The 22934-nt window shown below is 71.6% G+C and carries 25 protein-coding genes; 12 read left to right on the plus strand and 13 right to left on the minus strand.

All coding sequences use genetic code 11. The features are described 5' to 3' along the window. Positions 1 to 22 precede the first annotated feature (22 nt). Positions 23 to 1282 carry a DNA double-strand break repair nuclease NurA gene (locus ACLIRP_RS07070; RefSeq protein ID WP_412063263.1) on the minus strand — a complete coding sequence of 420 codons (1260 nt, stop codon included), beginning with the start codon at positions 1280 to 1282 and terminating at the stop codon, positions 23 to 25. Positions 1283 to 1303: 21 nt separating this feature from the next. Continuing rightward, positions 1304 to 1813 (minus strand): hypothetical protein, encoded by a 510-nt coding sequence (locus ACLIRP_RS07075; RefSeq protein ID WP_412063264.1) that lies wholly within the window; start codon positions 1811 to 1813, stop codon positions 1304 to 1306. A gap of 45 nt (positions 1814 to 1858) precedes the next feature. Here ACLIRP_RS07075 and hemW point away from each other — a divergent pair, with 45 nt between their 5' ends. Further along, positions 1859 to 3016: a radical SAM family heme chaperone HemW gene (gene hemW / locus ACLIRP_RS07080; protein WP_412063265.1), complete on the plus strand. Its 1158-nt coding sequence runs from the start codon at positions 1859 to 1861 to the stop codon at positions 3014 to 3016. A gap of 45 nt (positions 3017 to 3061) precedes the next feature. Next, positions 3062 to 3541: a DUF192 domain-containing protein gene (locus tag ACLIRP_RS07085; RefSeq protein WP_412063266.1), complete on the plus strand. Its 480-nt coding sequence runs from the start codon at positions 3062 to 3064 to the stop codon at positions 3539 to 3541. Between the two features lie 266 nt (positions 3542 to 3807). On the opposite strand, the gene eno is transcribed toward ACLIRP_RS07085, so the two are convergent. From eno to ACLIRP_RS07115, 6 genes are all read right to left on the minus strand, one after another. Further along, entirely contained in the window at positions 3808 to 5091 is a 1284-nt protein-coding gene (eno, locus tag ACLIRP_RS07090) for a phosphopyruvate hydratase (RefSeq protein WP_412063267.1), read from the minus strand. A gap of 130 nt (positions 5092 to 5221) precedes the next feature. Beyond that, on the minus strand, positions 5222 to 5617 hold the full coding sequence (locus ACLIRP_RS07095; RefSeq protein ID WP_412063268.1) for a hypothetical protein: 396 nt from the start codon (positions 5615 to 5617) through the stop codon (positions 5222 to 5224). 135 nt (positions 5618 to 5752) lie between these two features. Next, complete coding sequence (locus ACLIRP_RS07100; protein ID WP_412063269.1) at positions 5753 to 7192, minus strand: hypothetical protein; 1440 nt, start codon at positions 7190 to 7192, stop codon at positions 5753 to 5755. A gap of 27 nt (positions 7193 to 7219) precedes the next feature. Next, complete coding sequence (locus ACLIRP_RS07105; protein WP_412063270.1) at positions 7220 to 8524, minus strand: hypothetical protein; 1305 nt, start codon at positions 8522 to 8524, stop codon at positions 7220 to 7222. Between the two features lie 73 nt (positions 8525 to 8597). Continuing rightward, complete coding sequence (locus ACLIRP_RS07110; RefSeq protein ID WP_412063271.1) at positions 8598 to 9797, minus strand: hypothetical protein; 1200 nt, start codon at positions 9795 to 9797, stop codon at positions 8598 to 8600. A 267-nt stretch (positions 9798 to 10064) separates the two neighbouring features. Continuing rightward, positions 10065 to 10835, minus strand: coding sequence for a glycogen/starch synthase (locus ACLIRP_RS07115; protein ID WP_412063272.1), 771 nt, complete (start codon positions 10833 to 10835; stop codon positions 10065 to 10067). Between the two features lie 115 nt (positions 10836 to 10950). Between ACLIRP_RS07115 and ACLIRP_RS07120 the strand changes: the two genes are divergently transcribed. The 7 genes from ACLIRP_RS07120 to ACLIRP_RS07150 are packed head-to-tail and all read left to right on the plus strand — an operon-like array spanning position 10951 to position 16171. Next, a complete protein-coding gene (locus ACLIRP_RS07120) occupies positions 10951 to 11259 on the plus strand; it encodes an HU family DNA-binding protein (RefSeq protein WP_412063273.1) in 309 nt (102 codons plus the stop codon). Positions 11260 to 11263: 4 nt separating this feature from the next. Beyond that, positions 11264 to 12115: a double zinc ribbon domain-containing protein gene (locus tag ACLIRP_RS07125; protein WP_412063274.1), complete on the plus strand. Its 852-nt coding sequence runs from the start codon at positions 11264 to 11266 to the stop codon at positions 12113 to 12115. Then, positions 12112 to 12774, plus strand: a complete 663-nt coding sequence (gene modA, locus ACLIRP_RS07130) for a molybdate ABC transporter substrate-binding protein (RefSeq protein WP_412063275.1) — start codon at positions 12112 to 12114, stop codon at positions 12772 to 12774. Before ACLIRP_RS07125 ends, modA begins: the two co-directional genes overlap by 4 nt. After that, positions 12771 to 13412, plus strand: a complete 642-nt coding sequence (locus ACLIRP_RS07135) for a molybdate ABC transporter permease subunit (RefSeq protein WP_412063276.1) — start codon at positions 12771 to 12773, stop codon at positions 13410 to 13412. The genes modA and ACLIRP_RS07135 overlap by 4 nt, the downstream gene beginning before the upstream one ends. A gap of 8 nt (positions 13413 to 13420) precedes the next feature. Beyond that, entirely contained in the window at positions 13421 to 14572 is a 1152-nt protein-coding gene (locus ACLIRP_RS07140) for a hypothetical protein (protein ID WP_412063277.1), read from the plus strand. Further along, positions 14565 to 15227 carry a TPM domain-containing protein gene (locus ACLIRP_RS07145; RefSeq protein WP_412063278.1) on the plus strand — a complete coding sequence of 221 codons (663 nt, stop codon included), beginning with the start codon at positions 14565 to 14567 and terminating at the stop codon, positions 15225 to 15227. Before ACLIRP_RS07140 ends, ACLIRP_RS07145 begins: the two co-directional genes overlap by 8 nt. Continuing rightward, complete coding sequence (locus tag ACLIRP_RS07150) at positions 15224 to 16171, plus strand: TPM domain-containing protein (RefSeq protein WP_412063279.1); 948 nt, start codon at positions 15224 to 15226, stop codon at positions 16169 to 16171. The genes ACLIRP_RS07145 and ACLIRP_RS07150 overlap by 4 nt, the downstream gene beginning before the upstream one ends. Positions 16172 to 16234: 63 nt before the next feature. On the opposite strand, the gene ACLIRP_RS07155 is transcribed toward ACLIRP_RS07150, so the two are convergent. The 5 genes from ACLIRP_RS07155 to sufB form a co-directional block, all read right to left on the minus strand. Continuing rightward, the gene (locus ACLIRP_RS07155) at positions 16235 to 16654 is read right to left on the minus strand and encodes a VOC family protein (RefSeq protein WP_412063280.1); all 420 of its coding nucleotides are present in this window, start codon (positions 16652 to 16654) and stop codon (positions 16235 to 16237) included. Between the two features lie 153 nt (positions 16655 to 16807). After that, positions 16808 to 17173: an iron-sulfur cluster assembly protein gene (locus ACLIRP_RS07160; RefSeq protein WP_412063281.1), complete on the minus strand. Its 366-nt coding sequence runs from the start codon at positions 17171 to 17173 to the stop codon at positions 16808 to 16810. 66 nt (positions 17174 to 17239) lie between these two features. Next, positions 17240 to 18550: a Fe-S cluster assembly protein SufD gene (sufD, locus tag ACLIRP_RS07165; protein WP_412063282.1), complete on the minus strand. Its 1311-nt coding sequence runs from the start codon at positions 18548 to 18550 to the stop codon at positions 17240 to 17242. A gap of 60 nt (positions 18551 to 18610) precedes the next feature. Further along, positions 18611 to 19375, minus strand: coding sequence for a Fe-S cluster assembly ATPase SufC (gene sufC, locus ACLIRP_RS07170; protein WP_412063283.1), 765 nt, complete (start codon positions 19373 to 19375; stop codon positions 18611 to 18613). Positions 19376 to 19468: 93 nt separating this feature from the next. Further along, complete coding sequence (gene sufB / locus ACLIRP_RS07175; RefSeq protein WP_412063284.1) at positions 19469 to 20932, minus strand: Fe-S cluster assembly protein SufB; 1464 nt, start codon at positions 20930 to 20932, stop codon at positions 19469 to 19471. Positions 20933 to 21126: 194 nt separating this feature from the next. Here sufB and ACLIRP_RS07180 point away from each other — a divergent pair, with 194 nt between their 5' ends. The 3 genes from ACLIRP_RS07180 (at position 21127) to ACLIRP_RS07190 (ending at position 22921) form a co-directional block, all read left to right on the plus strand. Then, positions 21127 to 21480: a HesB/IscA family protein gene (locus ACLIRP_RS07180; RefSeq protein ID WP_412063285.1), complete on the plus strand. Its 354-nt coding sequence runs from the start codon at positions 21127 to 21129 to the stop codon at positions 21478 to 21480. Positions 21481 to 21657: 177 nt separating this feature from the next. Continuing rightward, a complete protein-coding gene (locus ACLIRP_RS07185) occupies positions 21658 to 21939 on the plus strand; it encodes an FtsB family cell division protein (protein ID WP_412063286.1) in 282 nt (93 codons plus the stop codon). A gap of 1 nt (position 21940) precedes the next feature. Beyond that, positions 21941 to 22921, plus strand: coding sequence for an ROK family protein (locus ACLIRP_RS07190; protein ID WP_412063287.1), 981 nt, complete (start codon positions 21941 to 21943; stop codon positions 22919 to 22921). Positions 22922 to 22934: the final 13 nt, after the last annotated feature.

The raw sequence follows: 22934 nt of genomic DNA on the forward strand, positions 1-22934 counted from the left end.
CCGTCCCCGCGAGCGTAGCGAGCTACACGCGGGGCGAGCGCTTCGAGGCCGACTTGCCCGAGTACGTCGGCGCGTCGGCGCCGGAGCGTCGGGCCTGGCGCGCCAGGATGCGGTAGAACACCTCCTTCTCGCGCGCCCGGACGACGGCGCGCTCATGCGCCTCCTGCAGGATGATCGGGTAGCCTCCCCCCTTCTCGCACTGGTCGAGCACGACCGAATGGATGAGGTCCAGCCACGGGCCGTGCTCGTCGGCGCCCTGGGCCACCCACTCCGGCATCTCGACGCGGCCGACCTCGCCGCAGCCGCGGACGTAGAACGCGCCGATGCGGTGCTCGCCGTACGCCGAGAGCACCTCGCTCCGCGACAGAAAGACGGCCGAGCGGTGGTCGCCGTCGAGGTGGCGCTCGAACAGGTGCCGGTCGTGCAGGCCGCGCAGCGAGTCCGGCGACGCCTCCCAGTCGGGCTCGTCGCGCCAGAGGCGGAGCAGGTTGACGACCTCGGCGTTGCCCGGACGCGAGACGTACGAGCAGACGGGGATCCCCGCCTCCCGGAAGCGGTCGAGCACGGCGACGTAGCGCGCGAGCAGGGTCGTCTCCAGCCGGCGGTTCTTCATGCCCCGCAGCATCCACCGGATCAGTGTCCCGTCGGCCATCGCCAGGACGGGGCGGCCGCTCCGGCGCTCGGCGAGCGCGGTCTCGAACAGCCACGACAGCTCGAGCTCGTCCCGCAGCGCGGACACCACCTCGGTCGACACGTCGAGCGGGGACGCTTGGGCGTCGTCGTCGGCCTGGAGCTCGTCGAGGTCCTGCTGGCGGTAGCGGAGCGACGGCTCGGCCTGGATGAGCGGCGCGTCGAGCGTGCCGTAGTGGAAGGCGACGCGGCCGACGTTGAGGAGGTAGCAGCTCGGCTCGACATGGCGGTCGGGGAAGATCTGCGAGCCGTCCGTCGCCACGACGGTGACGGTCGTCGGGCGCGGCGCACACGCGTGCGCGCCGTCGGGCGACGTGGTCGGGATGGCGCGGAGCAGCCCGCCCTTGATGCCGACGGCGCGGTCACGGAGGGCCTCCCACTCCGGCGCGCAGTCCGCCAGCGAGGCGTGGCCGCGCGCCAGCCGGTCCGCGTGCGACCGGTCCTCCTCGACGCGGTAGGCGGCGAAGTCGGCGATCTGGCCGGCGAGCAATGCGAAGTCGAGCACGGAGAAGTAGAGGGCGGTGAGTCGGTCGTCGGTCGTCGGTCGTCGGAAGGTGCAACGACGCAGGGGGCGGCGCCAGCGGTGCGTCACCCGGCGTCGTGCGGATCGCGCTCAGACTTCGACGGTGACGAGGGCGCACGCCAGCGACTGGCCCAGCCCGCGCTTGATGACGGGGAAGATGTGGCACATCGCGACGGCCATCGCCAGCTCGACGTGGGCGGGGTGACCGAACAATGCCTCGATCGCTTGCACGTGATCGGCGACGTCGTCCGCTTGCGTGGCGACGGCGTGACCGAACGCGTACGCCTCGCGGAGGTCGTCGGACAGCGTCTCGGGCGCGTCGAGCGCCTGACGGAGCAGGATCGCGCCGACGCCGTCGCGCCGGGCGACGGTCACGACGACCTGCACGCACGTCCCGCAGTCCTGGGCGACGGTCGCGCCGAGCCGCGCGAGGTGCCAGGCCTCGCGTGGCGCCGCTTTCCGATGGTCGGCGGCGGGCATCGCCAGCATCCACTTGGCGAACGCAGCGCCCGAGGTGTCCGCCAGCGTGGTCAGGTACGGCATCGAGACGCCGACGCGGGCTTCGGCGGCGGCGATGACTCGGTCGGCGAGGGCACCCATGTCGGGGGTTGGGGGTTGGGGCCCAGACTACCACGCGCCCGACCCTTGGCAGGCCTCTACGTCCACGTCCCCTTCTGCACGCAGCGCTGCGTGTACTGCGACTTCTACTTTACGACGACCCGGATCGCCGAGGGGCCGTATGCCCGCGCGGTCGAGGCGGAGGCGGCGAGGCTGGGGGCCGAGTTCCGCGAGCGGGCCCCCCTCGCGACGCTTTACCTCGGCGGCGGAACGCCCTCCCTCCTCTCCCCCGACGCGCTCGGGCGGATCGTCCACGCCGCGCACGAGCACTTCGACACGTCTGGGCTGGCGGAGGTGACGGTCGAGGCGAACCCCGAGGACCTGGCCGGGCCGGAAGGCGCCGCGTGGCTCCGCGCCGCCAAGAGCCTGGGCGTCACGCGGCTGTCCCTCGGCGTCCAGTCGTTCTTCGATGAGGACCTCGCGTTCATGAACCGGGCGCACGACGCCGCCCAGGCCGAGGCCGGGACCGAGGCGGCCGTCAGCGTCATCGGCGACGTCTCCGTCGACCTCATCTTCGGCGTCCCCGACCAGCCGATCGAGCACTGGGGCGCCAACCTCCAAAAGGCCGTCCGCCTGGGCGCCACCCACGTCTCGACGTACAGCCTGACGGTCGAGGACCGGACGCCGCTGCGCAAGCTGGTCGACCTCGGCCGCGTCGTCCCCGAGGGCGACGAGGCGCTCCGCGAGCGGTACCTGTTCACGCACGACTACCTCGCGTCGCACGGGTTCGAGCACTACGAGGTCTCGTCGTTCGCCCAGCCCGGCAAGCGGAGCCGCCACAACGAGGGGTACTGGACGCACGAGACGGTCGTCGGGATCGGGCCGAGCGCGCACTCGTTCTGGCGCGAGACGCGGAGCCGGGGCTGGCGCTGGGCGGACGTGGCCCACCTCGGCCGGTGGCAGGGCCTGGTGCTCGCGGGCGAGAGCCCCGTCGACTGGCGCGAGCCGGTCGGCCCGGACGAGCTCGCGGACGAGGCCGTGCTCTTGGGCTTGCGCCGCCTCGTTGACGGGCTCGACCTCGACCGGTTGGAACGCGACTACGGCGTCGACCTGCTGACCGACAAGCGCGCCGAGCTGGCGGCGCTCGAAGGCGCCGGGCTCTTGGACGTCGACGGCCGCCGTGTGCGGCTCACAATCGACGGCGCCGCCGTCGCCGACGCCGTCGCGCTCCGGCTCGTGGGCTGACCGCCGGTCGACGCGGGTAGCTTCCCTACCCTCCTTTCGCTGCCCATGCGCTCCGCCCTCCTCCTGCTCGCCCTCCTCGCCGCCGGCTGCGCCGACGCTTCCGACCCGGCCCCGCCGCCGGCCGACCCGAACGCCAGCATCCCGTTCGAGATCGACGGCACGCTGTCGTTCGTGCGGGGCGCCGACACGCTGAAAACGATCGCCATCGAGATCGCCGACACCGACTCGACGCGGGGCCGCGGGCTGATGCAGCGGACTGAGATCCCGGACGACACGGGGATGCTCTTCATCTTCCCCCGTGCCGAGCCCCAAGCGTTCTACATGGCCAACACCCCGCGGTCACTCGACATCCAGTTCTACGGCGCTGACTCGACGCTGATCAACGTGGCCTACGGCACGACGCCGTTTTCGTACGACAACGTGCTCTCCGAGGGGCCCGCCCAGTTTATCGTCGAGGTCGAGGCCGGCGTCACGCGCCGGCTGGGGCTCGTCCAGGGCGACCGGATCACGTGGTCCCGGCGCTAGCCAACCGTGGGGTTGCACGTTGCAACACCGTTTGGTTGAACCCGAACCCCAGCCATACCCGAAATACCGTGGCGAACTTCTAGGCAATTACGAGTCTCGGACCGGGAAAACCCTGAATCCGGCATGAAGTGGGCCGGATTGCACACTCGGTTGGCACCGGTGTAGCGCTTCCGCCGTTGTTTGGCTCAAGGTGACTGACGTGCCGTCCCACGTTCACCACCGTAGCCCGCTGGCCCCGTAAGGCCAGCGGGCGTTTTTTTGGCCCGCTAGAACCTGAAGGCCTCCATTCCCGGGTAGATAGCCGCATCGCCGAGCAGCTCCTCGATGCGCAGGAGTTGGTTGTACTTGGCGAGCCGATCGCTGCGCGAGGCCGAGCCGGTCTTGATCTGGCCGCACCCACACGCGACCGCGAGGTCCGCAATCGTCGTGTCCTCGGTCTCGCCCGAGCGGTGGCTCATCACCGACGCGTAGCCGTAGCGGTGGGCCAGGTCCACGGCCTCCAGCGTCTCGGTCAGCGTCCCGATCTGGTTGGGCTTGATCAGGATGGCGTTCGCCGTCTCCTCGTCGATCCCGCGCTGCAGCCGGGTCGTGTTGGTCACGAACAGGTCGTCGCCGACGAGCTGAATGGTCTCGCCGCAGCGCTCGGTCAGCGAGGCCCAGCCGTCCCAGTCGTTCTCGTCCATCGCGTCCTCGATCGAGATGATCGGGTACTCGTCGACCCAGCCGGCCCAGAACTCGACCATCTCCTCGGAGCTCAGCTTGCGACTCGGGTCGGACTTGTAGAAGACGTACTTGCCGTCCTCGTACATCTCCGAGGCCGCCGGGTCGAGCGCTATGAAGAGGTCCTCGCCGGCCTCGTAGCCCGCCCGGTCGATGGCCTCCAGGATGACCTCGATGGCCTCCTCGTTGCTCTTCAGGTTCGGCGCGAACCCGCCCTCGTCGCCGACGGCCGTCGAGTAGCCCTTGCCCTTGAGAACGGCCTGGAGGTGGTGGAACGTCTCGACGCCCATGCGCAGGCCCTCCGAGAACGTCTCGGCGCCGACGGGCATCACCATAAACTCCTGGAGGTCGACCGAGTTGTCGGCGTGCTTGCCGCCGTTGATGATGTTCATCATCGGGACCGGGAGCCGGCGCGCGTTCGCGCCGCCGAGGTAGGCGTAGAGCGGGAGCCCCGAAACGACCGCGCCCGCGCGGGCGACCGCGAGCGAGACGCCGAGGAGCGCGTTCGCGCCGAGCGCGGCCTTGTTCTCGGTCCCGTCGATCTCGAGGAGCAGGGCGTCGAGGGCCGGCTGGTCGAGAACGTCCATGCCGGCGACCTCGCCGGCGACGGTGTCGTTGACGTTCGCGACGGCCTTGAGCACGCCGCGCCCGAGGTACACGTCGGGGTCGCCGTCGCGGAGCTCGACGGCCTCGTACTCGCCGGTCGAGGCGCCCGAGGGCACGGCGGCGCGGCCCACGGCCCCGTCGTCGGTGATCACGTCGACCTCGACGGTCGGGTTGCCCCGGCTGTCGAGGATCTGGCGGGCGTGGACGGAGGCGATGACAGACATGCGGGCGCGGGTTGGGAGGGCCTCCAAGGTACCGTGCCCCGCTCATGACGGCAGTCGAGGCGCCGACTCAAAAGCCCTTCCAGCCAAGCGCACGCGGCCGGCTAGCGGCCTGGGTCTCGCGAGCCGGCGACTACCCTCGCGTCGGGGCCGACACCCTGGCGCGTGTCCGGCAGACCGCCCGGTCCGTCACGCGGACGGTCACCTCCGTGCCCTTGGGCACCGCCAGCCCGCCCGGCGTCCGCTCCAACTGTCGCGTGGCGATGGCCTCATACCGAGTGGCCGCCCGCCGGGTGGCCGACTCGATCCGCACGTCGGCGGTCTGCTCCGCAACCAGCCGGTACGCGTCGGCGATGCACCATCCGATCAACGCCGTCTCCCCATGCATCCCCGGGCCGATGTGCTGCTGGAGGATCCGGAGGGTGTGGCCGACGGACTTCGGCGTCGCCGTCAGGTCGATCTGCGCGGCGGCGCCAGCGGGGAGCACGCCAGCGGGGAGCAGCAGGGCGACGATGAGGACCAGTCTCATGAGGACGGAGGGCTTGCGCAGACCTCAGAGTACGACAACACCGCCGAGCGGCCCGGTTCGCGGGTCGGACCAAACAAAACCGGCCGCCCCCCAGACGGGAGGCGGCCGGTCAGTGATCAAGCGGCGGGCGGTCGCTTAGCGGACGCGCGTCGTGCAGGAGCCGTAGGCGCCGAGGCTGGAGCTCACCGACTGGCCCGGCGAGTAGCCCTCGAGGAAGTACTGCTCGCGGCTCGGGCCGGCGCGCTCGTACTGAGCGGCGGCGCGGCGCGAGGCGCTCGCGATCCGGCTGTCGTTCGTCGAGGCCGCGACATTGCGGTAGATGTCGGCCAGGCACCAGTACGCGAACCGGCCGCGCAGCGACGACGGGCGGCCGACCGAGTTGGCGATCAGGCCGGCGCGGCGGTACAGCGACGGGCCGTGGCTCGGGAAGTACTCGAGCGCGCGGTTGAAGTCGGAGGCGCCGCCGTAGGGGCTCACGCCGCGCGAGTAGAAAAAGTCGGCGCGCTGGGCGTTCGACTGGGCGTTCGCGATGGCCCGGTCGAAGAGGCGGCTGCCCTCGCCCGAGTTGCCGTCGCGGTAGTTCTGGAGCGCCAGCGCGAACAGCGTGCGGGGGTTGTCGACCTGATCGGTGATGCAGGGCAGACGCAGCAGCGCACTACGCAATTCGGCCACGTCCTCGCCCAGAGCTTCGAGCCGCTCGGGCTGCTGGAGGACAACCGACAGCAATTGTAGAGCCTGGTTACACGAGTTGCCGATCGAGCCGTTCTCCAACGCAGCCACCAACGCAATCACCGCCGTGTCGTCGCCGACGGTCACGCCGCCGGACTCGGCCGGGTCGGACTCGACGTAGTCGGCGTAGAGCGTGTAGTTCTGCCGGAGCGCCGGGTCGTCGACGACCTCGGCCAGGCGCCGGATGAACGCGGCGCGCTCGGGGTTGGGGAGCTCGTCCGAGAACTGAGCCGGCGACGTCACATAGATCTGGTTGACGTACCAGTCCTCCAAGCTGTCCGGCTTGGCCTCGAGCGCTCGGCCGAAGGCGTCAAACTGCTTCTCGTCGGCGTCCTCGAAGTAGGCCGCGTTCTGGAAGTAGAAGAAGCCCTCGCGCAAGTCGCGGAGGTAGCGATTGTAGGCGATGCCCTGCGCCTCCATGGCTTCGACGCCCATCCGGCGCGAGGCCAGCGCGGAGTCGAGGTAGGCGATGCGCTCCTCGCGGTTCGTGGAGTCGACCTGGGCCGCGAAGTCCTCGTAGATGGACGCCATCCGGAGGTAGTTGCGGTCGTCGGGGTCCTCGCCCGTGAACAGCGGCTCGGTCGCGAGCAGGTGCTTGATGTACGGGTAGGCCGCACACGTGTCGCCGTTGCGGTAATACTCGCTGCCCAGGCTGAAGTTGGCCCGCGTCGTGGGCTGGATCAGGACGTACGTGTCCGAGCAGTAGTCGCCGGGGCCGTACGACGTCGGCGTGTCGGGGACGAACGGGTCGCCCGCCGTGCTGGAGGACGACGTGCCCGAGGGGGGCGGCGCGCACGCAGCGAAGAGGCCGAAGGCGAGGAGAAAGGCGAGGCGGGACGGGCGCATGAGCCGAGGAGAGTGGAGTGGGTGGGGTCAGTCGAACCGACGGCGGACGAACCAGCGCTCACCGAAGTTGAGCGTCAGCGTCCCCTTCAGGAAGGTATCGCGGACGAGTACGCCCTCGGTCGAGCCTCGGGTTCCGAGCTCGAAACCGAGGTCGAAGCGGGCGCCGGTCAGCCGGTTCGGGATCGAGACGCCGCCGGTCAGCGCGACGGTCGTGACGTCCTCGCCGGCCGGCGCGTAGAGCCCGCGCTCGGCGTAGCCCCCGAGCCGGTAGGCCGACCGGCGCAGGACGGGCGCCCGACGGTCGCGCCCGGCCGGCGTCACCTCGACGCCGCCGCCGATGCGGTACCGGTCCTGGAGCACGTCGAGCCCCTGCGACGCGTCGAACCCGCCGACGGGCAGCGTGCTTTCGAAGCCCGACCACGGCTCGTAGCTGGCGTCGAGCGAGGCGAGCCAGCGCAGGCCGGAGAGGTACGAGACGCCGGCGCGAGCGGCCAGCGGCAGCCGCAGGTCGCCGTCGATGGACAGGCTGCCGTCGGGCGCGCGGAGCGTGTCGCGGTCGAGGCTCTCGCCCAGCGTCACGGTGCGCGAGGCGGACAGGTCGGTGGGCAGCGTGAGCGCGCCGGCGACCGTGATCGCGTCGTCGTCCTGGAACAGCTTGCGGCCGGTGACGGCGGCGCCGAGCGTCGCGGTCACGCCGCGCAACCGCGTCACGCGGCCCTGCCGCGTCTCGACGTAAATCGCGTTCTGGTCGAACTGCGTCCGCTGCAGGAGCTCCTGGTTGCCGAAGATGACGTCGGCGCTGGCGCCGATCTGGACCACGTTGCCCAGCTTGAGCCCGAGCCCGCCCGAGAGCTGCTGGAGCCCGCCGGAGCCCTCTTGGTTGAGGGTGTACGGCGCCATGTCGTCGTCGACCAAGATCGAGTCCCGGATGGCCGCCCGGTAGTTGACGCGGGAGTACGGACGGTACGCAACCACCAAGCCCAGCTTCGACGGGATCAATGGGATGCCGAGGTGCAGCGACGACAGGTCGCCCGCCGTCCCGACGCTGGCGTCGTCGCTAAAGGCGTCCTCGCCGCGCACGGTGGCGACGGAGGCGCCGGCGGAAAACGTCGTCAGCCCCTGGTCGGACCACAGCGCCGGGTTCGACAGGTTGACGTAGCTCCCCGAGCGGAGGGCCACGCCGCCGTGGCCGAGCATCGCCGACTGGGCGGAGCCGAACTCGACGCGCTCCCCCATGCCATAGAGCGAGTAGATCGAGCCGTAGTTGTTGGTGCCCTGGGCCTGGGCACCGAGGGCGGCGGAGGCGAGGAGGGCGAGCGCGAGCAGGCGCATACAGACGGGGGCGTACGGAAGAGACACACGCGCGGCGGGATCGTTGCCGCGCAGGAGACAGAGGTGAAGGGGCCTACTGGCCGCCGCCGACAAGCGTCAGCGTCAGCCGGGGCTGGACGGTGTCCGGCGAGTCGGGCACGAGCACGGGCAGGATGTCGAGCGAGGCGGTCGCCGGGTTGACCACGACCTCGTACCGGTCGTACCCGGCCGCCGCCGGGTCCAGCAGCGCGGCCTGGACGGCGGCGGTCAGCGCATTCGTTTCGTTGACCGTCAGCTCGTCGGCGCCCTCCTCGTAGAGGACGGTCCCTAAAAAGTCCCGGACGCGGGCGTCGCCCTCGCCGCGCACGCCGAAGAGGAACGAGACCGGCGCGATGGGCCGGACGAACGCGCCCTCCTCGGCGAGCCCGGCCAGGATCGGCAGGCGCAAGCGGGCGCGCGCGAGCGCCGTCGTGCCGACGTCGGCCAGGCTGGCGGTGAACGTGACGCCCGCTCGCGACGTGGCGCGGGACGGCAGCACCTCGCTGGCGCCCGGCGGCGCGGTCGTGACGGAGGAGAAGACCTCGGAGAGCGAGAAGACCACCGTGTCGCCCGCCACGACGAGGCGGAGGCCGGAGCCCTGCGAGAGGTACGTGTCGAATCCGAACACGACGCCGGGCGCGGCCTGATAGTCGGCCGGGACCTGGAGCGCGAACCCTTCGAAGTCGTCCCCGAACGTGCCGCTGATGAGCGTGGCGGCGTTCGCCGAGACCCACTCGGCAGGGAGGTCGAAGCGGCGGAGCGAGTCGGCGGCCACGACGGCCGTCGTGCTCAGCACGTCGCCGACCGCGAGCAGGGTGTCGGGCGGGTAGTCGCGGTCGGCCTCCCAGGTGTCGGCCCCCTGGATCTGGCGGAGCTCCAGCGGCAGGGCCGTCGTGGTGTCGCCGTACGCGTAGCTCCGGCGGAGCTCCAGCCACACCTCGGTCACATCCGCCGGGTCAGCGGCCTCGACGTCCGAGTTCTGCAGGAAGTCGACGTAGGCGACTGCGCGGGCGTCCCCGAAGACGGGGTCGGCGACGGAGCCGGCCAGCACGCGGGGCTGGGCCAGCGTCTGGTTCGACGGGTCGGCGATGCCGATGGCGACGGTGCTGTCGTTGAAGGTCGCCAGCCCGTCGAGGGCGATGGAGCGGACGTTGGGGTCGAGCTGCTCCTCGTCGATGAGGCCGAGGCCGACCCCGGCGGGGTCCTGGCAGGCGGCGAGGGCGAGGACCGCGAGCGCGGCGGCGAAGAATCTCACGGAGGGAAGGCGGGTGGTCGGGCGGGGCGCGCTGTCAACGGGGCCCGGGCGCGTTTCGCGTGGGGCGACCCCGAAAGGACCCGCAGCCTACCCCCCGGCCTCCGGCACGTCCGGGCGGATCGTGCGAAAAGCAGGCGAGCCCGCGCGCCTGAGGCCGGCCCGAGCTGCGGGGCGACCGGCGCCCCCCCGACGCACGACGCCCTCGCCAACGACTCGGAGAGCCACGGGCGAGGGCGTTGGATCCGGGGAAGATTGACCGGCTCGACGCTAGGCCGCGAGCGCGGGGTCGAGGCTCGCGTAGAGCGCCGCGGCGGTCTCGGCGACCGTCTCGGGGTCGGCGGTCAGCGTCGGGCCCTTGGGCTCGCCGTCGGCGGCCCCGTCGTCGCCGACGTAGGCGGCCGCGTCGGCCGTCGCCAGCCCGATGTCGCGGAGCGAGCGGCCGGCGTACTCGGCGGGCAGGCCGAGCGAGGTGGCCTCGCCCTCGGTCAGGAGGTGCGTGTAGCCGCCGGGCCCGTCGGGCGTGTAGACGGAGCGGCACCCGGCGAACAGCTCGCTCTCGCCGAGCTCATTCGCGAGCACGTGCGGGACGAACGAGCTGATCCAGCCGGCGGCGTGGACCACGTCCGGGCCCCAGCCGAGCTTCTCGACGGTCGAGAGCGCGGCGCGGGCGAAAAAGAGGGCTCGCGCGGGGTTGTCCTCGAAGACGGCTTCCGTCTTGCGGTCCTGGTGCAGCCCCTTCCGCTTGAAAAAGTGGACGGAGTCCATGAAGTAGACCTGGAGCCGGATTCCAGGGATCGAGGCCACCTTCACCTTGAGGGTGTCCGAGGCGTCGCCCGCGGCGATCTCGGCACCCGACAGGCGGATGACTTCGTGGAGGCGGTTCCGGCGCTCCGAGACCACGCCATAGCGGGGCATCAGGATGCGCGGTTCGACGTCCTTCTGCTCTTGAAGAGCCTCGGGCATGACGCGCAAGACCTGCGCGGTCTCGGTGGTCTCGGAAAACGGGGCGACTTCGCCGGCGACGAACAGTACGCGCATCAGTTGGGGGACGGTGGGCAACCAGTCAGGCTGCGTGAAATCTAACTCCATCCGGGGCGGCTCCGCCACCGTCTCCCGCTGGCTGTATCATGGATCCCCGCCAGGCCCCCGTCCCGTGACCAAAGCTCAAATCGTCGACCGAATCGCTGAGGCCACTGGCCTCACCAAACTGGAGACGGAAGCGGTCGTGGATGGGTTCATGCACTCCGTGCTCGACGCCGTCTCCGAGGGCGACCGCGTCGAGCTCCGGGGCTTCGGCACGTTCCGCGCTGTCGAGCGCGCCCCCCGGACGGCCCGCAACCCGCGCACCGACCAGCCCGTGCCGGTCCCCCGCCGCATGGTGCCGGTGTTCAAGCCCGCGCAGGAGTTCCGCCGCCGCGTCGAGGAGGAAGGCGCGGACCGCCTCGTCGGCGCCCAGCCGTAGTCTCATGCCCGCCTGTTCGTCCTGCGGCGCCGCGCTCGCGCCCGACGCCCCCGCCTGCGACCTGTGCGGCACGCCTGCCGACGCCCGCGAGCCGATGGCGGCCCCGACCGGCGCAACGTGCGCCGCTTGCGGCCACGTCTCGCCGCCCGGCTCGCGCTTCTGCAACGCCTGCGGCACCCCGATTGCCGAGCCCATCGCCGCGCCGCCCGTCGAGCGGACCGGGGAGCGCCCGCCGTCCGACGCGGGCAAAAAGGGCCTGCTCGTCGTCGGGATCGGGCTGGCGGCCGTCGTGGCGCTGTACCTGCTGACTGTCGTCGCGCCGCGCCCGGACGCCACGCCGGAGCCTGCGGCCGACGCCATCGGCGCGGCCGCGCCGATCCCGCCCGGCGCCCCGCCGCTGCCGGACTCCCTGCAGGTCGCCGCCGACCGGTTCGCCGACCAGGGCACCGCGTCCGGCTGGTACGAGTCGGGGCGGTACTACCTGACGGCCGCGTTCAACAGCGTCCAGTCCGACCCGACGTCGAGCGTGCGGTGGGCGCGCCGCGCGATCGAGGACTTTGAAAAGAGCCTCGCGATCGCGGAGTCGCCGGCCGTGCGCGTCGCGCTGGCGGAGGCGGCGACGTTCGACCCGTCGGACCCGATGCGCCCGATCCAGGAGCTCCGCGCCGTGCTCGACGCCGACCCCGGCAACCTCGACGCGACCTACCTGCTGGCGGAGCGGCGCATGATGATCGGCCGGGTCGACAGCGCGCGCGTGGCGTTCGAGCGCGTGGTCGCTGAGGCCCCGCCCGGGAGCCCGGTGCGCCAGCGGGCCGAGGCCGCCCTCGCCCAGATCGCCGCCTCCCCGACGCAGTGACCCGGGCGGCCGCGGCCGCCCTCGCGCTCGCGGTCGCCGCTTGCGCCGAGCCGCCCGCCGGCCCCGTGGTGTTCGCGGCCGCCTCCACGGCGGATGTCATCCGCGCCGCCGTCCCCGACGCCACCATCAGCGTCGCCGCGTCGTCCGTCCTCGCCCGCCAGATCGCCGCCGGCGCCCCCGCCGCCGTCCTCGTCTCCGCCGACGCCGACTGGGTCGACTGGCTGGCGGAGCGCGTGCCCGTCCTCGACCGACGCGTCGTGGCGAGCGGGCGGCTCGTCGTCGTCGGCCGGGCCGATGCTCCACAAGCCGAGTCGCTGGCGCAGGCCGTCGCCGGGCGCATCGCGATCGCCGACGACACGCACGTGCCGGCGGGGCGCTACGCCCGCCGCGCCATCCCGCCGGCCCTGTGGGACCGGCTCGACCGGATCGTGACCGGCGACGTCCGCGCCGCGCTCGCGGCCGTCGAGTCCGGCGCGGCCGACCGCGCCGTCGTCTACGCCAGCGACGCCGCCGCCAGTGCCCGAGCCCGCGTCGTGTGGGCGTTCCCCGATACGGTCGCGGTGCGCTTCGAGGCGGCTCTGCTGGACGAGTCGGCCCGTGCCGCCTTCGACGAGATCGTCGCGGCCGACTGGGCCGGCGCGGGCTTTTCGCCCCGATGACGGCGACGGACTGGGCCGCCGTCGCGCTCAGCCTGCGCGTCGCGGGCGCGGCGACGCTGCTCGCGCTCGGGCCGTCGCTCGCGCTCGGGTGGTTCCTGGCCGGCCGTCGAGGCGTGTGGGCGCGAGCGGTCGAGTTCGTCGTCTTCCTGCCGCTCGTGGTTCCGCCCGTCGTGACCGGATACGCCCTGCTGGCCGTCCTGCCTCGCGGCGTCGCCTTCACCGGGCTCGCGGCGGTGCTGGCATCGGCCCTCGTCGGATTGCCGCTCTTCGTCCAGCTCGCCCGGGTCGGGTTCGAGGGCGTGCGGTCGGACGTCCTCGACGCGGCGCGCATCGACGGCGCCACTACGTGGGCGCTCTGGCGCCGCGTGGTCGTGCCGCTCGCGGCGCCGTCCGTCGCGGCGGGCGCGGCGCTCCACTTTGCGCGCGGGCTCGGCGAGTTCGGGGCGACGCTCGTGGTCGCGGGCAACCTGCCGGGGCGGACGCAGACGCTGCCGCTGGCGCTGTACAGCCGGCTCCAGCAGGTCGGCGGCGAGGCCGCGACGCTGCGGCTGGCGCTCGCGGCCGTCGCGCTGGCGGCGCTGAGCCTCGGCGTCTCGCGGCTGATCGCGCGGCGGTGGCGGCCGGCCGGCGCGCCGTAGGTTTCGGCATGCGTCTGTGGCCCCTCCTGCTCGTCCTCGTCGTCGCCGGGTGCGCGACGGCCACCCCCCCGATCGTCGCGACGCCGGCCCCCGAGGTGCGGGCCGAGCCGCCCCCGCCGCCCCCGGTCCGAGTCGTCGAGGCGCCGGTCGTCGAGGAGATCCTCCCGCCTGAGCCGCCCGTCGCGCCGCGCTTGCGCATCGACCGCCGGGCCGTGTACCCGGATGCCCGGGCGACGGAGTGGACGCTGGCGAACGGGCTCGTCGTGGTCTACGTGCAGAGCGAGGTGGAGGGCTACTGGATCCGGGTCGACGGCCCGGGCGGGCTCGCGAGCCTGTCGCCCGACGTCGCTGCTGGCGTCGCTGCTAGTGGTCACCCCCAATGGGGGCAGCTGACGGGTCGGGTCGGCCTCGACCGCCGAGTTGCGACCGGGCGCGCTGACGGCCTGACCGACGCGCTCGGCGCCGTCCGCGCCCTGTTCGACCAGGCGCCCACCGCTTTCGTTCAGCCGCGAGCCGGTGACCTCGCACTCCCATCCTTGGGCCTCCCACCCGGCGGGACACAAGGCGCCACTGCGGCAGACGCTTTCGACCGGCCGAGCACCTTTCGCGTGTTCCTCAGCGGTTCTGCGGGAGCTGAGTGGGTGGAGGCCGCCATCGCCAACGACCTGGCCCCGACCCGAGGCCGCCGCGCGCTGGCGATGCTGGATCGGCCCCGGTTCGTCCGCCTCGACACGCTCGACACCCGTGGCCCGGCCGTCCTCGAGGCCGCCGTCGACGCCGACTGGGACGACCTCGCCGCCACCCGCATTCTCGAGCAGGCCCTGGCCGACCGTGCTGACGTCACGCTCTCGCTCACAGGCGGGCGCCTGACGCTGCGCGCCGTCGACGGCCCCTCCCCTGCCGACCTGTTCGCCCCACTCGCGGACACCGCCGTCCGCGCCGCTCGCGACGCGGCCGAAGTCGAGGCCCGCTCGCCAGCAGCCCGGCTCGCGGCCTTTGCCGACCTGTACGCCGTACCCGGGCGGTACCGCCCGGCCCGGCGTCCGCACGACGCGGCGGCGCTCGCCGACCAGATCGCGCGGACCCCACCCGCGCGTGTCGCCGCCCTTCTCCGCCGGTTCGCCGCCACCCCCGACCTCGCCGTCCTCCGACATGAGTAAGCGCCCCCTGTTTTCCGACGCCGAGCGCGAGATGATCCGCGCGGCCGTCGCCGAGGCCGAGACCCGGACGTCGGGCGAGATCGTGCCCTACGTCGTCCGCCAGAGCGGCGACTACCCGGTCGCCGTGTGGCGGGCCGCGTCCGTCGTCGCTCTTGGCGCGGGAGTGGTCGCCCTCGCCGTCGCCTGGCTCTACGACGGGTGGGGGCTCGGCTGGCTCTACTCCGCGTGGGCGCTCGCGCTCGTCATGACCCTCGGCGGCGTCGCAGGCGTGCTCGCGACGATGGCCGACCCCGTACGCCGCCTGTTCGCGGGCGCCGACACCCTCGACACGACGGTCCACCGCCGCTCGGCGGTCGCCTTTATCGAGGAAGAGGTGTTCGACACGCGCGACCGGACGGGCATCCTGCTCTTCGTCTCCCTCTTCGAGCACCGCATCGAGGTCGTCGGCGACGCCGGGATCAACGCGAAAGTGGAGCAGGCCGAGTGGGTCGAGCTCGTGGACCTGATCCGGAACGGGATCCGCGAGGGGTCGCTGGCGGCCGGCCTCGTGGCCGCCGTCGCGCGGTGCGGCGACCTCTTGGAGCGGCGGGGCGTCGCCATCCGCGAGGACGACACGGACGAGCTGTCGGACGACGTCCGCGTCCGGGACGAATGAGGGCCGCGGCGCTCGTGCTCGCTCTGCTGGCGGCGCCGACGGTCGGCGCCCAGCCTGCGGTCCCGCCGCTGACCGGCCGCGTCGTCGACCTCGCGGACGTCGTCTCGCCCTCGACCGAGGCCGCCCTCACCGCCCGCCTCGCGGCGCACGAGGACTCGACGGGCAACCAGATCGCCGTGCTGACCGTCCCGTCGCTCGAGGGCGCCGTGCTGGAGCAGTACGCGACGGAGGTGTTCCGGACGTGGGGGCTCGGGCAGGCCGCGCGCAACAACGGCGTGCTGCTGCTGGTGGCCGTCGGCGACCGCGAGCTGCGGATCGAGGTCGGCTACGGGCTCGAGGGGGCGCTGACCGACGCGACGGCCGGCTCCATCATCCGCAACGACATCACGCCCCGCTTCCGCGACGGCGACTTCGACGCCGGCATTCTGGCGGGCGTCGACGCGATTCTGGCCGCCATCGATGGCGAATACGTCGCCAGCGACGGGCCGGAGGACATGGACGCGGGCGAGCGGCTACTGATCGGGCTCCTGCTCCTCGTCGTTCCGTTCGCCGCGACCAGCACGCCCATCCTGACCGTCGGGGGCACCGGCCTCAAAGGGGACGCAGGCGCGGGCTGCCTCGGCCTCGTCGGCGGCCTGTTCGGGGGCGTCGGCCTAATGTTGCTCACGTACTGGGGCTACGCGTTCCTGGTCGTGGCGCTGCTGGCGCCTCTCCTGCTGATCGTGCTCAACCGCTGGCTCGAGCGTCACCCGACGTGGGGCCCGAAGCGGCGGCACAACCGCGCCAAGCAGGCGGCCTTCAAGAAAGCCCGCAAGCGGGGCGCGACGACCGTCGTCGTCGACGGGCGCTCGTACTCGGTGCCCGTCGCGTCGAGCTCCTCGGGCGGCGGGTTCAGCGGCGGCGGCGGCTCGTCGGGCGGCGGCGGCGCGTCCGGCAGCTGGTGAGGGCGGGGTCGCGGGCCGGCTCCAGTCCCCCCACGGGCAGCGCCGGCCCGGCGACCGCACCCCCTACAGCCCCTCGATGCGGAGGAGCGTGTGGTCGACGTCGCGGAGGTAGAGGATCCCGCCGAGGTCGGTGTAGGCGATGTCCTGGCGGTCGAGGCGCGCGCGGAGCAGCGTCAGGATCCGGCGCGGCATGGCGAAGGCGAGCTCGTGGACGCCCGGCTGCTCGGCGTCCATCGACTCGACGAGCTCGAACACCTTGTGGCCCTCGGCGTCCAACATCTGGGCGCGCGGCTGGGCCGTCAGCGGGTGCACCCCGAGGTCGCCGAGCGTGAGCCCGAGGGCGGTCACGTAGAAGTCCAGGGCCTCGTCGAACCGGGTCGTGCGGACGCAGACGCTCCGCAGCCACACGGCGGAGCTGGGCTTGCGAAGCGTGCGCTCGGCCTGTCGGTAGGCGGAGTCGAGCGCGGGGGAGGTCGAGGTCATCGGGACGAGGGAGAGAGAGAGCGGTGGGATGCCCGCTCCCTTCCAGCGTCCGTGCCCGCTCGGGTGCGGCGCCCTTCACCCCGCCCGGGTGGAACGCCGCCGCCCGCTCTGCCTCTCGGTATTGATCCCGCGCCGCCGGCGCGAGCGCGCCGCCTACATGAACCCCATCGTGAGCCGGGCCTCGTCGCTCAGCATCTCCATCGAGTACGACGGCACAAAGACCAAGTCGATGCGCGCCGTCGCCACGCCCTCCAGCGCGTTGATCCCCTGCTCGACCTCGGCCGGCAGCGTCTCCGCCGCCGGGCAGTTCGGCGCCGTCAGCGTCATCTTGACGACGACGTCCTTGCCGGCCTCCGGCGTGTCCGAGTCCTCGATGGTCCAGCCGTAGATCAGCCCGAGGTCCCAGATTGGCACGGGAATCTCGGGGTCATAGATCGTGCGCACCACCTGGACCATGGCCTCCTCCAGCTCGGAGAGGTCGTCGACCTCGCGTCCGTCGATCAGAAAGTCGCGTTCCATAAGGGGTACCGGGGTACGGGGTACAGGGTACGCGTCGGGCACCGTGTACCCCGTACCCTGTGCCGACTACGTCAGCCGTTCGGCGATGCGGGCGTCCAGCCAGTCGCGGACCGGCTCCATCGTCACCATCTCGACCACGTCGTGGGCGAAGGCGTAGAGCAACATCGCGCGGGCGTCGGACTCGGAGACGCCGCGGCTCCGGAGGTAGAAAATGTGCTCGGGCTCGACGGCGCCGGTCGTCGACCCGTGCGAGCACTTGACGTCGTCGGCGTAGATCTCGAGCTCGGGCTTCGAGTAGTGGTGCGCGTCGGGGCTCAGGATGACGCCCTGGCTCTGCTGGTACGCGTTCGTCTGCTGCGCCTCGCGCTGCACGAACACCTTGCCGTTGAAGACGCCCGTCGACTGGTCGTACAGGATGCCCTTGAACAGCTCGTTCGACTGGCAGCCCGGCGCCACGTGGTCGACGAGCGTGTTCGTGTCGACGTGCTGGCTGCCGTGGCAGATGTACAGGCCACCGAGCGTGGACTGCCCGCCCTCGCCGGCCGGCACCATGACGGTGTTGTTGCGGACCGTGCCGGACGCGAACGTGAACGTCAGCGTCGAGACGTCCGAGTCGCGGCCCTGGTAGGTCTGGACGAGCGAGACGCCATGCGCGTGGTCGCCCTCGTCCTGCACGCGGACGTGGCGAACGACGGCGGCGTCACCCGCGACGATCTCGGTCAGGTCGTTGCGGAAGGTCTCCGCCGCGCCCGTCACGCCGAACGTCTCGACGATGCGGACCTCGGAGGCCCGGCCGACGACGATCAAGTTGCGGCCCTGCACGAACGTCGGGCCGTCGGCCGAGACGAGGTGGACGACGTGGATCGGGCGCTCGACGGCGACGCCGCTCGGAACGGAGACGTACAGACCGTCGGTCGCCGAGGCGCTGTTAAGCGCCGCGAAGGCGTCGCGGCCGAGGTCGACGTGGCGGCCGAACGTGTCGGCGATCGCGTCGGGCGAGTTCGCGAGCGTCTCCGCCAGCGAGCCGACGACGACGCCCTCCGGCAGGCCGGCGAGGTCGGACTGGCTGGCGTCGTACCGGCCGTTCACGACGACGACGCGCGCGGCGTCGAAGCCGGGGATGGCGGCGGCGGCGAGGTCGGCGTCGGACGCCTGGGCGGGCGCGGCCGGGGCGTACGCCGGCTTGAGCGCCGGGCGCAGGTCGGTGTACTTCCAGGCCTCGTCGCGCGTCGTCGGGAGCCCCTTGGCTTCGAACGCGTCGCGCGCCGACTGGCGCAAGTCGGCGAACGGGTCGGGCGCGCCGTCGCCCGAGAACGCGGCGTCGAGCGCGTCGACGGCGTGGCGCAGGAGCGAGGGGGCCTTTTCGAGGTCGATCATAATTGGGAGATGGGTAAAGGGTGATGGGTGAAGGGCTCTTTACCCTTTACTCTTCACACATTACGCCGCGCTGGCGGCTTCTTCGAGGAGCCAGTCGTAGCCCTTCTCCTCCAGCTCCTGCGCCAGCTCCGGCCCGCCCGAGCGGACGATCCGGCCGTCGACGAGGACGTGGACGTGGTCCGGCGTGATGTAGTCGAGCAGGCGCTGGTAGTGCGTGATGAGCACGAACGCGCGCTCCGGCGACCGCAGGTTGTTGACGCCGTCGGAGACGACGCGCAGAGCGTCGATGTCGAGGCCGGAGTCGGTCTCGTCCAAGATCGCCAGCTGGGGGTCGAGCATCGCCATCTGGAAGATCTCGGCGCGCTTTTTCTCGCCGCCCGAGAACCCCTCGTTGACCGAGCGCTGCGTGAGCTTGGGGTCGAGGTTGACGAAAGCGGCCTTCTCGCGCATGAGCTTGAGGAAGTCGCCCACGGAGAGCTCGTCCTGCTTGCGGTGCTCGCGGACCGAGTTGACGGCCGTCCGCAAAAACTGGTGCGTGCTCACGCCGGGCAGCTCGACGGGGTACTGGAAGGCCAGGAACAGGCCCTCGCGCGTCCGCTCCTCGGGCGCCATCTCAAGGAGGTCCTCGTCCTTGAAGCTGACCGAGCCCTCGGTGATCTCGTAGTCGTCGCGCCCCGCGAGCACGCTCGCGAGCGTGGACTTGCCGGACCCGTTCGGGCCCATGATCGCGTGGATCTCGCCGGCCTTGACCTCGAGGGACAGGCCCTTGAGGATCTCGTGGTCCTCGACCGAGGCGTGGAGGTTGTTGATCGAAAGGAGTGCCATTCTTGCGGGTCTGAGTTGTGTTGCGTGTTTCGTATTGCGTGGTCGGCTGGAGGTCACAGGCGGACCACGCAACACGAAACACGCAACAGGGCGCTAGCCGACGGAGCCTTCGAGCTGGACGGACAGGAGCTTCTGGGCCTCGACGGCGAACTCCATCGGGAGCTTGGCCAGGATCTCCTTGGCGTAGCCGTTGACGATGAGGTTGAGCGCGTCCTGCTCCGAGATGCCCCGCGCCTGGCAGTAGAACATCTGGTCCTCGCCGACCTTCGAGGTCGTCGCCTCGTGCTCCACCTGGGCGGTGTCGTTGTGGATCTCGATGTACGGGAAGGTGTGGGCCCCGCACTGGTCGCCGATCAGCAGCGAGTCGCACTGGCTGAAGTTGCGGGCATTCGTGGCCTTCTTGTTGACCTTGACGAGCCCGCGGTACGAGTTGTTGGACTGCCCGGCCGAGATGCCCTTCGAGATGATCGTGCTCCGGGTGTTCTTGCCCAGGTGGATCATCTTAGTGCCCGTGTCGGCCTGCTGGTAGTCCTTGGTAAAGGCCACCGAGTAGAACTCGCCGACGGACCCGTCGCCCTTCAGGATGCAGGACGGGTACTTCCAGGTGATGGCGCTGCCGGTCTCCAGCTGCGTCCAGGTCACCTTCGAGTTGCGGCCCGAGCAGAGCGCCCGCTTGGTCACAAAGTTGTAGACGCCGCCCTGGCCCTCGGCCGAGCCGGGGTACCAGTTCTGGACGGTCGAGTACTTGACCTCGGCGTCATCGTGGGCGACGATCTCGACGGTCGCGGCGTGGAGCTGGTACTCCTCACGCATCGGGGCCGTGCAGCCCTCCATGTAGCTCACGTAGCCGCCCTTCTCGCAGATGATCAACGTCCGCTCAAACTGGCCCGTGTTGGCCTCGTTGATCCGGAAATACGTGCTCAGCTCCATCGGGCAGTGGACGCCCTCAGGGATGTAGCAGAAGCTGCCGTCGGAGAAGACGGCCGCGTTGAGCGCGGCGTAGAGGTTGTCAGTGTAGGGGACCACCTTGCCCATGTTGGCGCGGACGAGCTCGGGGTGCTCCTGGACGGCCTCGCTAAACGAGCAGAAGATGACGCCGACCTTGGCGAGCTCGGCCTTGAACGTCGTCGCGACCGAGACCGAGTCCATCACGGCGTCGACGGCGACACCGGCGAGCGCGGCCTGCTCCCGCAGTGGGATGCCAAGCTTCTCGAAGTCGTCCAGGATCTCCTGGGGCACGTCGTCGATCGAGTCGTACTTGACGCGGTCGCCGGGCGCCGCGAAGTAGTAGGCGTCCTGGTAGTCGATGGGGTCGACGTTGAGGTGGGCCCAGTTGGGCTCCTTGCCTTCGTCCAAGAGCGTAAAGAAGTGGCGGAGCGCCTTGAGGCGGTACTCCAGGAGCCACTCGGGCTCCTCCTTCTGCGCGGAGATGTAGCGGACGGTGTCCTCCGACAGGCCCTTCGGCGCCTTGGCGCTGGGCGTGTCGGTGACGAAGCCGTACTTGTAGCCCTGCTCGGCGACGTCCTCGAAGAAATCGTGCTCGGTGTAGGTAGCCATGGTGCTGCTCTGTGTGCGGGGCGAACCGGGGCGGGTGGGGGCTGTTCCAGGAAGACGAGCCGAAGCCGACCCGCCGTACCCGCCGCTCGATGAACTCGGCCGTAAGGCGGACCGGGCCCCGCTCGTCGGAAGTTCGGGACGGGCCGCCCGAGGCGCCCCCAGGCCCGGTGAAGACTCCCGAAAACGCACGCCCCATGACCGACTCCCCCGCCACCGCCGCCTTCGCGATCACCGAGCGCGCCCGCCAGCGGCTGGCGGCCGTCGCCGCCGGTGAGGGTGTCGACCTCGCGACCACCTTCCTGCGCGTCGCCGTCGTTCCCGGCGGCTGCTCCGGGCTGACGTATGACCTCGGATGGGACACGACGGTCGGCCCCGCTGACGAGACCGTCGTGGTCGACGGGCTCCGGCTCGTGCTCGACCCGCGCAGCCTGGTCACCGTCGAGGGCACGACGCTCGACTTTACCGACGGCCTCGACGGCCAGGGCTTCCACTTTCACAACCCGCAGGCCGTCCGGACGTGCGCGTGTGGCGAGTCGTTCAGCTTGTAGGCCGGACCTCAGTGGTCAGCGACGCTGGTGTCCGAGCGCACGGGCTTGACTCGGCGTTTGATACCTGAGGTCGGTGGCCCGTCGCCCCCGTCATCCTGACGCCGGCGGCCTTACGCAACACCACAGCGCAGCGCCCCTGCATCCGCCCTACCTTTGCGGGTCCCCCCACCGCCTGCTATGACCACGCGCCTGCGCCGCCGCGCGCTCCTCGTCGGGCTCGTCGGGCTGGCCCTCTGGGTCGCCTTCTTCGACAGCCACAGCGTCCTGCGGCGCATCGGCTACGCCCGCGAGCTGGACCGGCTGACCGAAGAGAACGCCGCGCTCGAGGCCGAGAACGCCACCCTATCCGACAAGCTCGAGGACGGCCTCGACGACGCCACGCTGGAGCGCGTCGCCCGCGAGGAGTACGGGATGCGGCGTCCAGGGGAGCGCGTCTACCGCGTCGAGGCGGCCGACTAGCGTGGCTGCTGAGTACGCCGTCGGCGTCGACCTGGGGGGCACCAACCTGAAGGTGGCCCTCGTCGAGCGCGAGGTCGGGATCGTCCGCCAGGTGCGCCTGCCGACGGACGCCAACCGAGGGCCGGAGCACGTCCTGGACCAGATCGCCGACGGCATCGGGCGCGTCGTGGCCGCGGCCGACGGGCCCGTGCGCGGCGTCGGCGTCGGGGCCCCGGGGATCGTGTCGCTGGATCGGACGACCGTGACGACGCCGCCCAACTTCGTCAACTGGGACGTGGTCCACGTGCCCGACGCGGTCGGCGGGCGGCTCGACGGCCTGGGCCTCGGCGGCCTCGTGATCGTCGAGAACGACGCGAATGTCGCCGCGCTCGGGTCGGCCTTCTACGGCGCCGGGCGGCCGTTCGACTCGTTCGTCATGCTCACGCTCGGGACCGGCGTCGGCGGCGCGATCATCGTCGACAACCGGCTGTTCCGGGGCGCGACGGGCGCGGCGGGCGAGATCGGCCACATGTCGATCGACTACGAAGGGCCGTACGACCGGGCCGGCGTGCCCGGGGCCATCGAGGCGTACCTCGGCCAGCGGTACCTCTCGCGCCACGCGCAGTACCGGCTCCGGACTCGGGAGACCAGCCTGCACGCCACGTCGGGCGAGGACCTGGAGGACCTGACGCCCGAGCGCGTCCACGCGGCGGCGGCGGCCGGCGACCAGGCGGCCCTCGATGTGCTGGCGTGGGCGGGCCACAAACTGGGCGTGCTGCTCGGCTCGGTCGTCAGCCTGCTCGACATTCGCAAGGTGGTCGTCGGCGGCGGCGTGTCGCGCGCGGGCGACCTGCTCCTCGACTCAGCCCGGGACACACTCCGCCGCTCGGTGATGCCGTCGATGGCCGAGGGGATCGAGATCGTGCAGGAGCCGCGGGGCAACGACGTGGCGCTGCTGGGCGGGGCGCGGTTGGTGTTCGAGCGGATCGACGACGGCGCCTGAGCCGTGCCTACCC

Source organism: Rubrivirga halophila, from assembly GCF_046845755.1.
Lineage (GTDB): Bacteria > Bacteroidota > Rhodothermia > Rhodothermales > Rubricoccaceae > Rubrivirga.

What these genes read in the sequence shown, in the direction of transcription:
- ACLIRP_RS07075 (WP_412063264.1), bottom strand. Translation starts at nt 1,813, where the DNA reads ATGGGTGCCCTCGCCGACCGAGTCATCGCCGCCGCCGAAGCCCGCGTC.
- ACLIRP_RS07085 (WP_412063266.1), top strand. Translation starts at nt 3,062, where the DNA reads ATGCGCTCCGCCCTCCTCCTGCTCGCCCTCCTCGCCGCCGGCTGCGCC.
- eno (WP_412063267.1), bottom strand. Translation starts at nt 5,091, where the DNA reads ATGTCTGTCATCGCCTCCGTCCACGCCCGCCAGATCCTCGACAGCCGG.
- ACLIRP_RS07095 (WP_412063268.1), bottom strand. Translation starts at nt 5,617, where the DNA reads ATGAGACTGGTCCTCATCGTCGCCCTGCTGCTCCCCGCTGGCGTGCTC.
- ACLIRP_RS07100 (WP_412063269.1), bottom strand. Translation starts at nt 7,192, where the DNA reads ATGCGCCCGTCCCGCCTCGCCTTTCTCCTCGCCTTCGGCCTCTTCGCT.
- ACLIRP_RS07105 (WP_412063270.1), bottom strand. Translation starts at nt 8,524, where the DNA reads ATGCGCCTGCTCGCGCTCGCCCTCCTCGCCTCCGCCGCCCTCGGTGCC.
- ACLIRP_RS07115 (WP_412063272.1), bottom strand. Translation starts at nt 10,835, where the DNA reads ATGCGCGTACTGTTCGTCGCCGGCGAAGTCGCCCCGTTTTCCGAGACC.
- ACLIRP_RS07125 (WP_412063274.1), top strand. Translation starts at nt 11,264, where the DNA reads ATGCCCGCCTGTTCGTCCTGCGGCGCCGCGCTCGCGCCCGACGCCCCC.
- ACLIRP_RS07135 (WP_412063276.1), top strand. Translation starts at nt 12,771, where the DNA reads ATGACGGCGACGGACTGGGCCGCCGTCGCGCTCAGCCTGCGCGTCGCG.
- ACLIRP_RS07140 (WP_412063277.1), top strand. Translation starts at nt 13,421, where the DNA reads ATGCGTCTGTGGCCCCTCCTGCTCGTCCTCGTCGTCGCCGGGTGCGCG.
- ACLIRP_RS07145 (WP_412063278.1), top strand. Translation starts at nt 14,565, where the DNA reads ATGAGTAAGCGCCCCCTGTTTTCCGACGCCGAGCGCGAGATGATCCGC.
- ACLIRP_RS07150 (WP_412063279.1), top strand. Translation starts at nt 15,224, where the DNA reads ATGAGGGCCGCGGCGCTCGTGCTCGCTCTGCTGGCGGCGCCGACGGTC.
- ACLIRP_RS07155 (WP_412063280.1), bottom strand. Translation starts at nt 16,654, where the DNA reads ATGACCTCGACCTCCCCCGCGCTCGACTCCGCCTACCGACAGGCCGAG.
- ACLIRP_RS07160 (WP_412063281.1), bottom strand. Translation starts at nt 17,173, where the DNA reads ATGGAACGCGACTTTCTGATCGACGGACGCGAGGTCGACGACCTCTCC.
- sufD (WP_412063282.1), bottom strand. Translation starts at nt 18,550, where the DNA reads ATGATCGACCTCGAAAAGGCCCCCTCGCTCCTGCGCCACGCCGTCGAC.
- sufC (WP_412063283.1), bottom strand. Translation starts at nt 19,375, where the DNA reads ATGGCACTCCTTTCGATCAACAACCTCCACGCCTCGGTCGAGGACCAC.
- sufB (WP_412063284.1), bottom strand. Translation starts at nt 20,932, where the DNA reads ATGGCTACCTACACCGAGCACGATTTCTTCGAGGACGTCGCCGAGCAG.
- ACLIRP_RS07180 (WP_412063285.1), top strand. Translation starts at nt 21,127, where the DNA reads ATGACCGACTCCCCCGCCACCGCCGCCTTCGCGATCACCGAGCGCGCC.
- ACLIRP_RS07185 (WP_412063286.1), top strand. Translation starts at nt 21,658, where the DNA reads ATGACCACGCGCCTGCGCCGCCGCGCGCTCCTCGTCGGGCTCGTCGGG.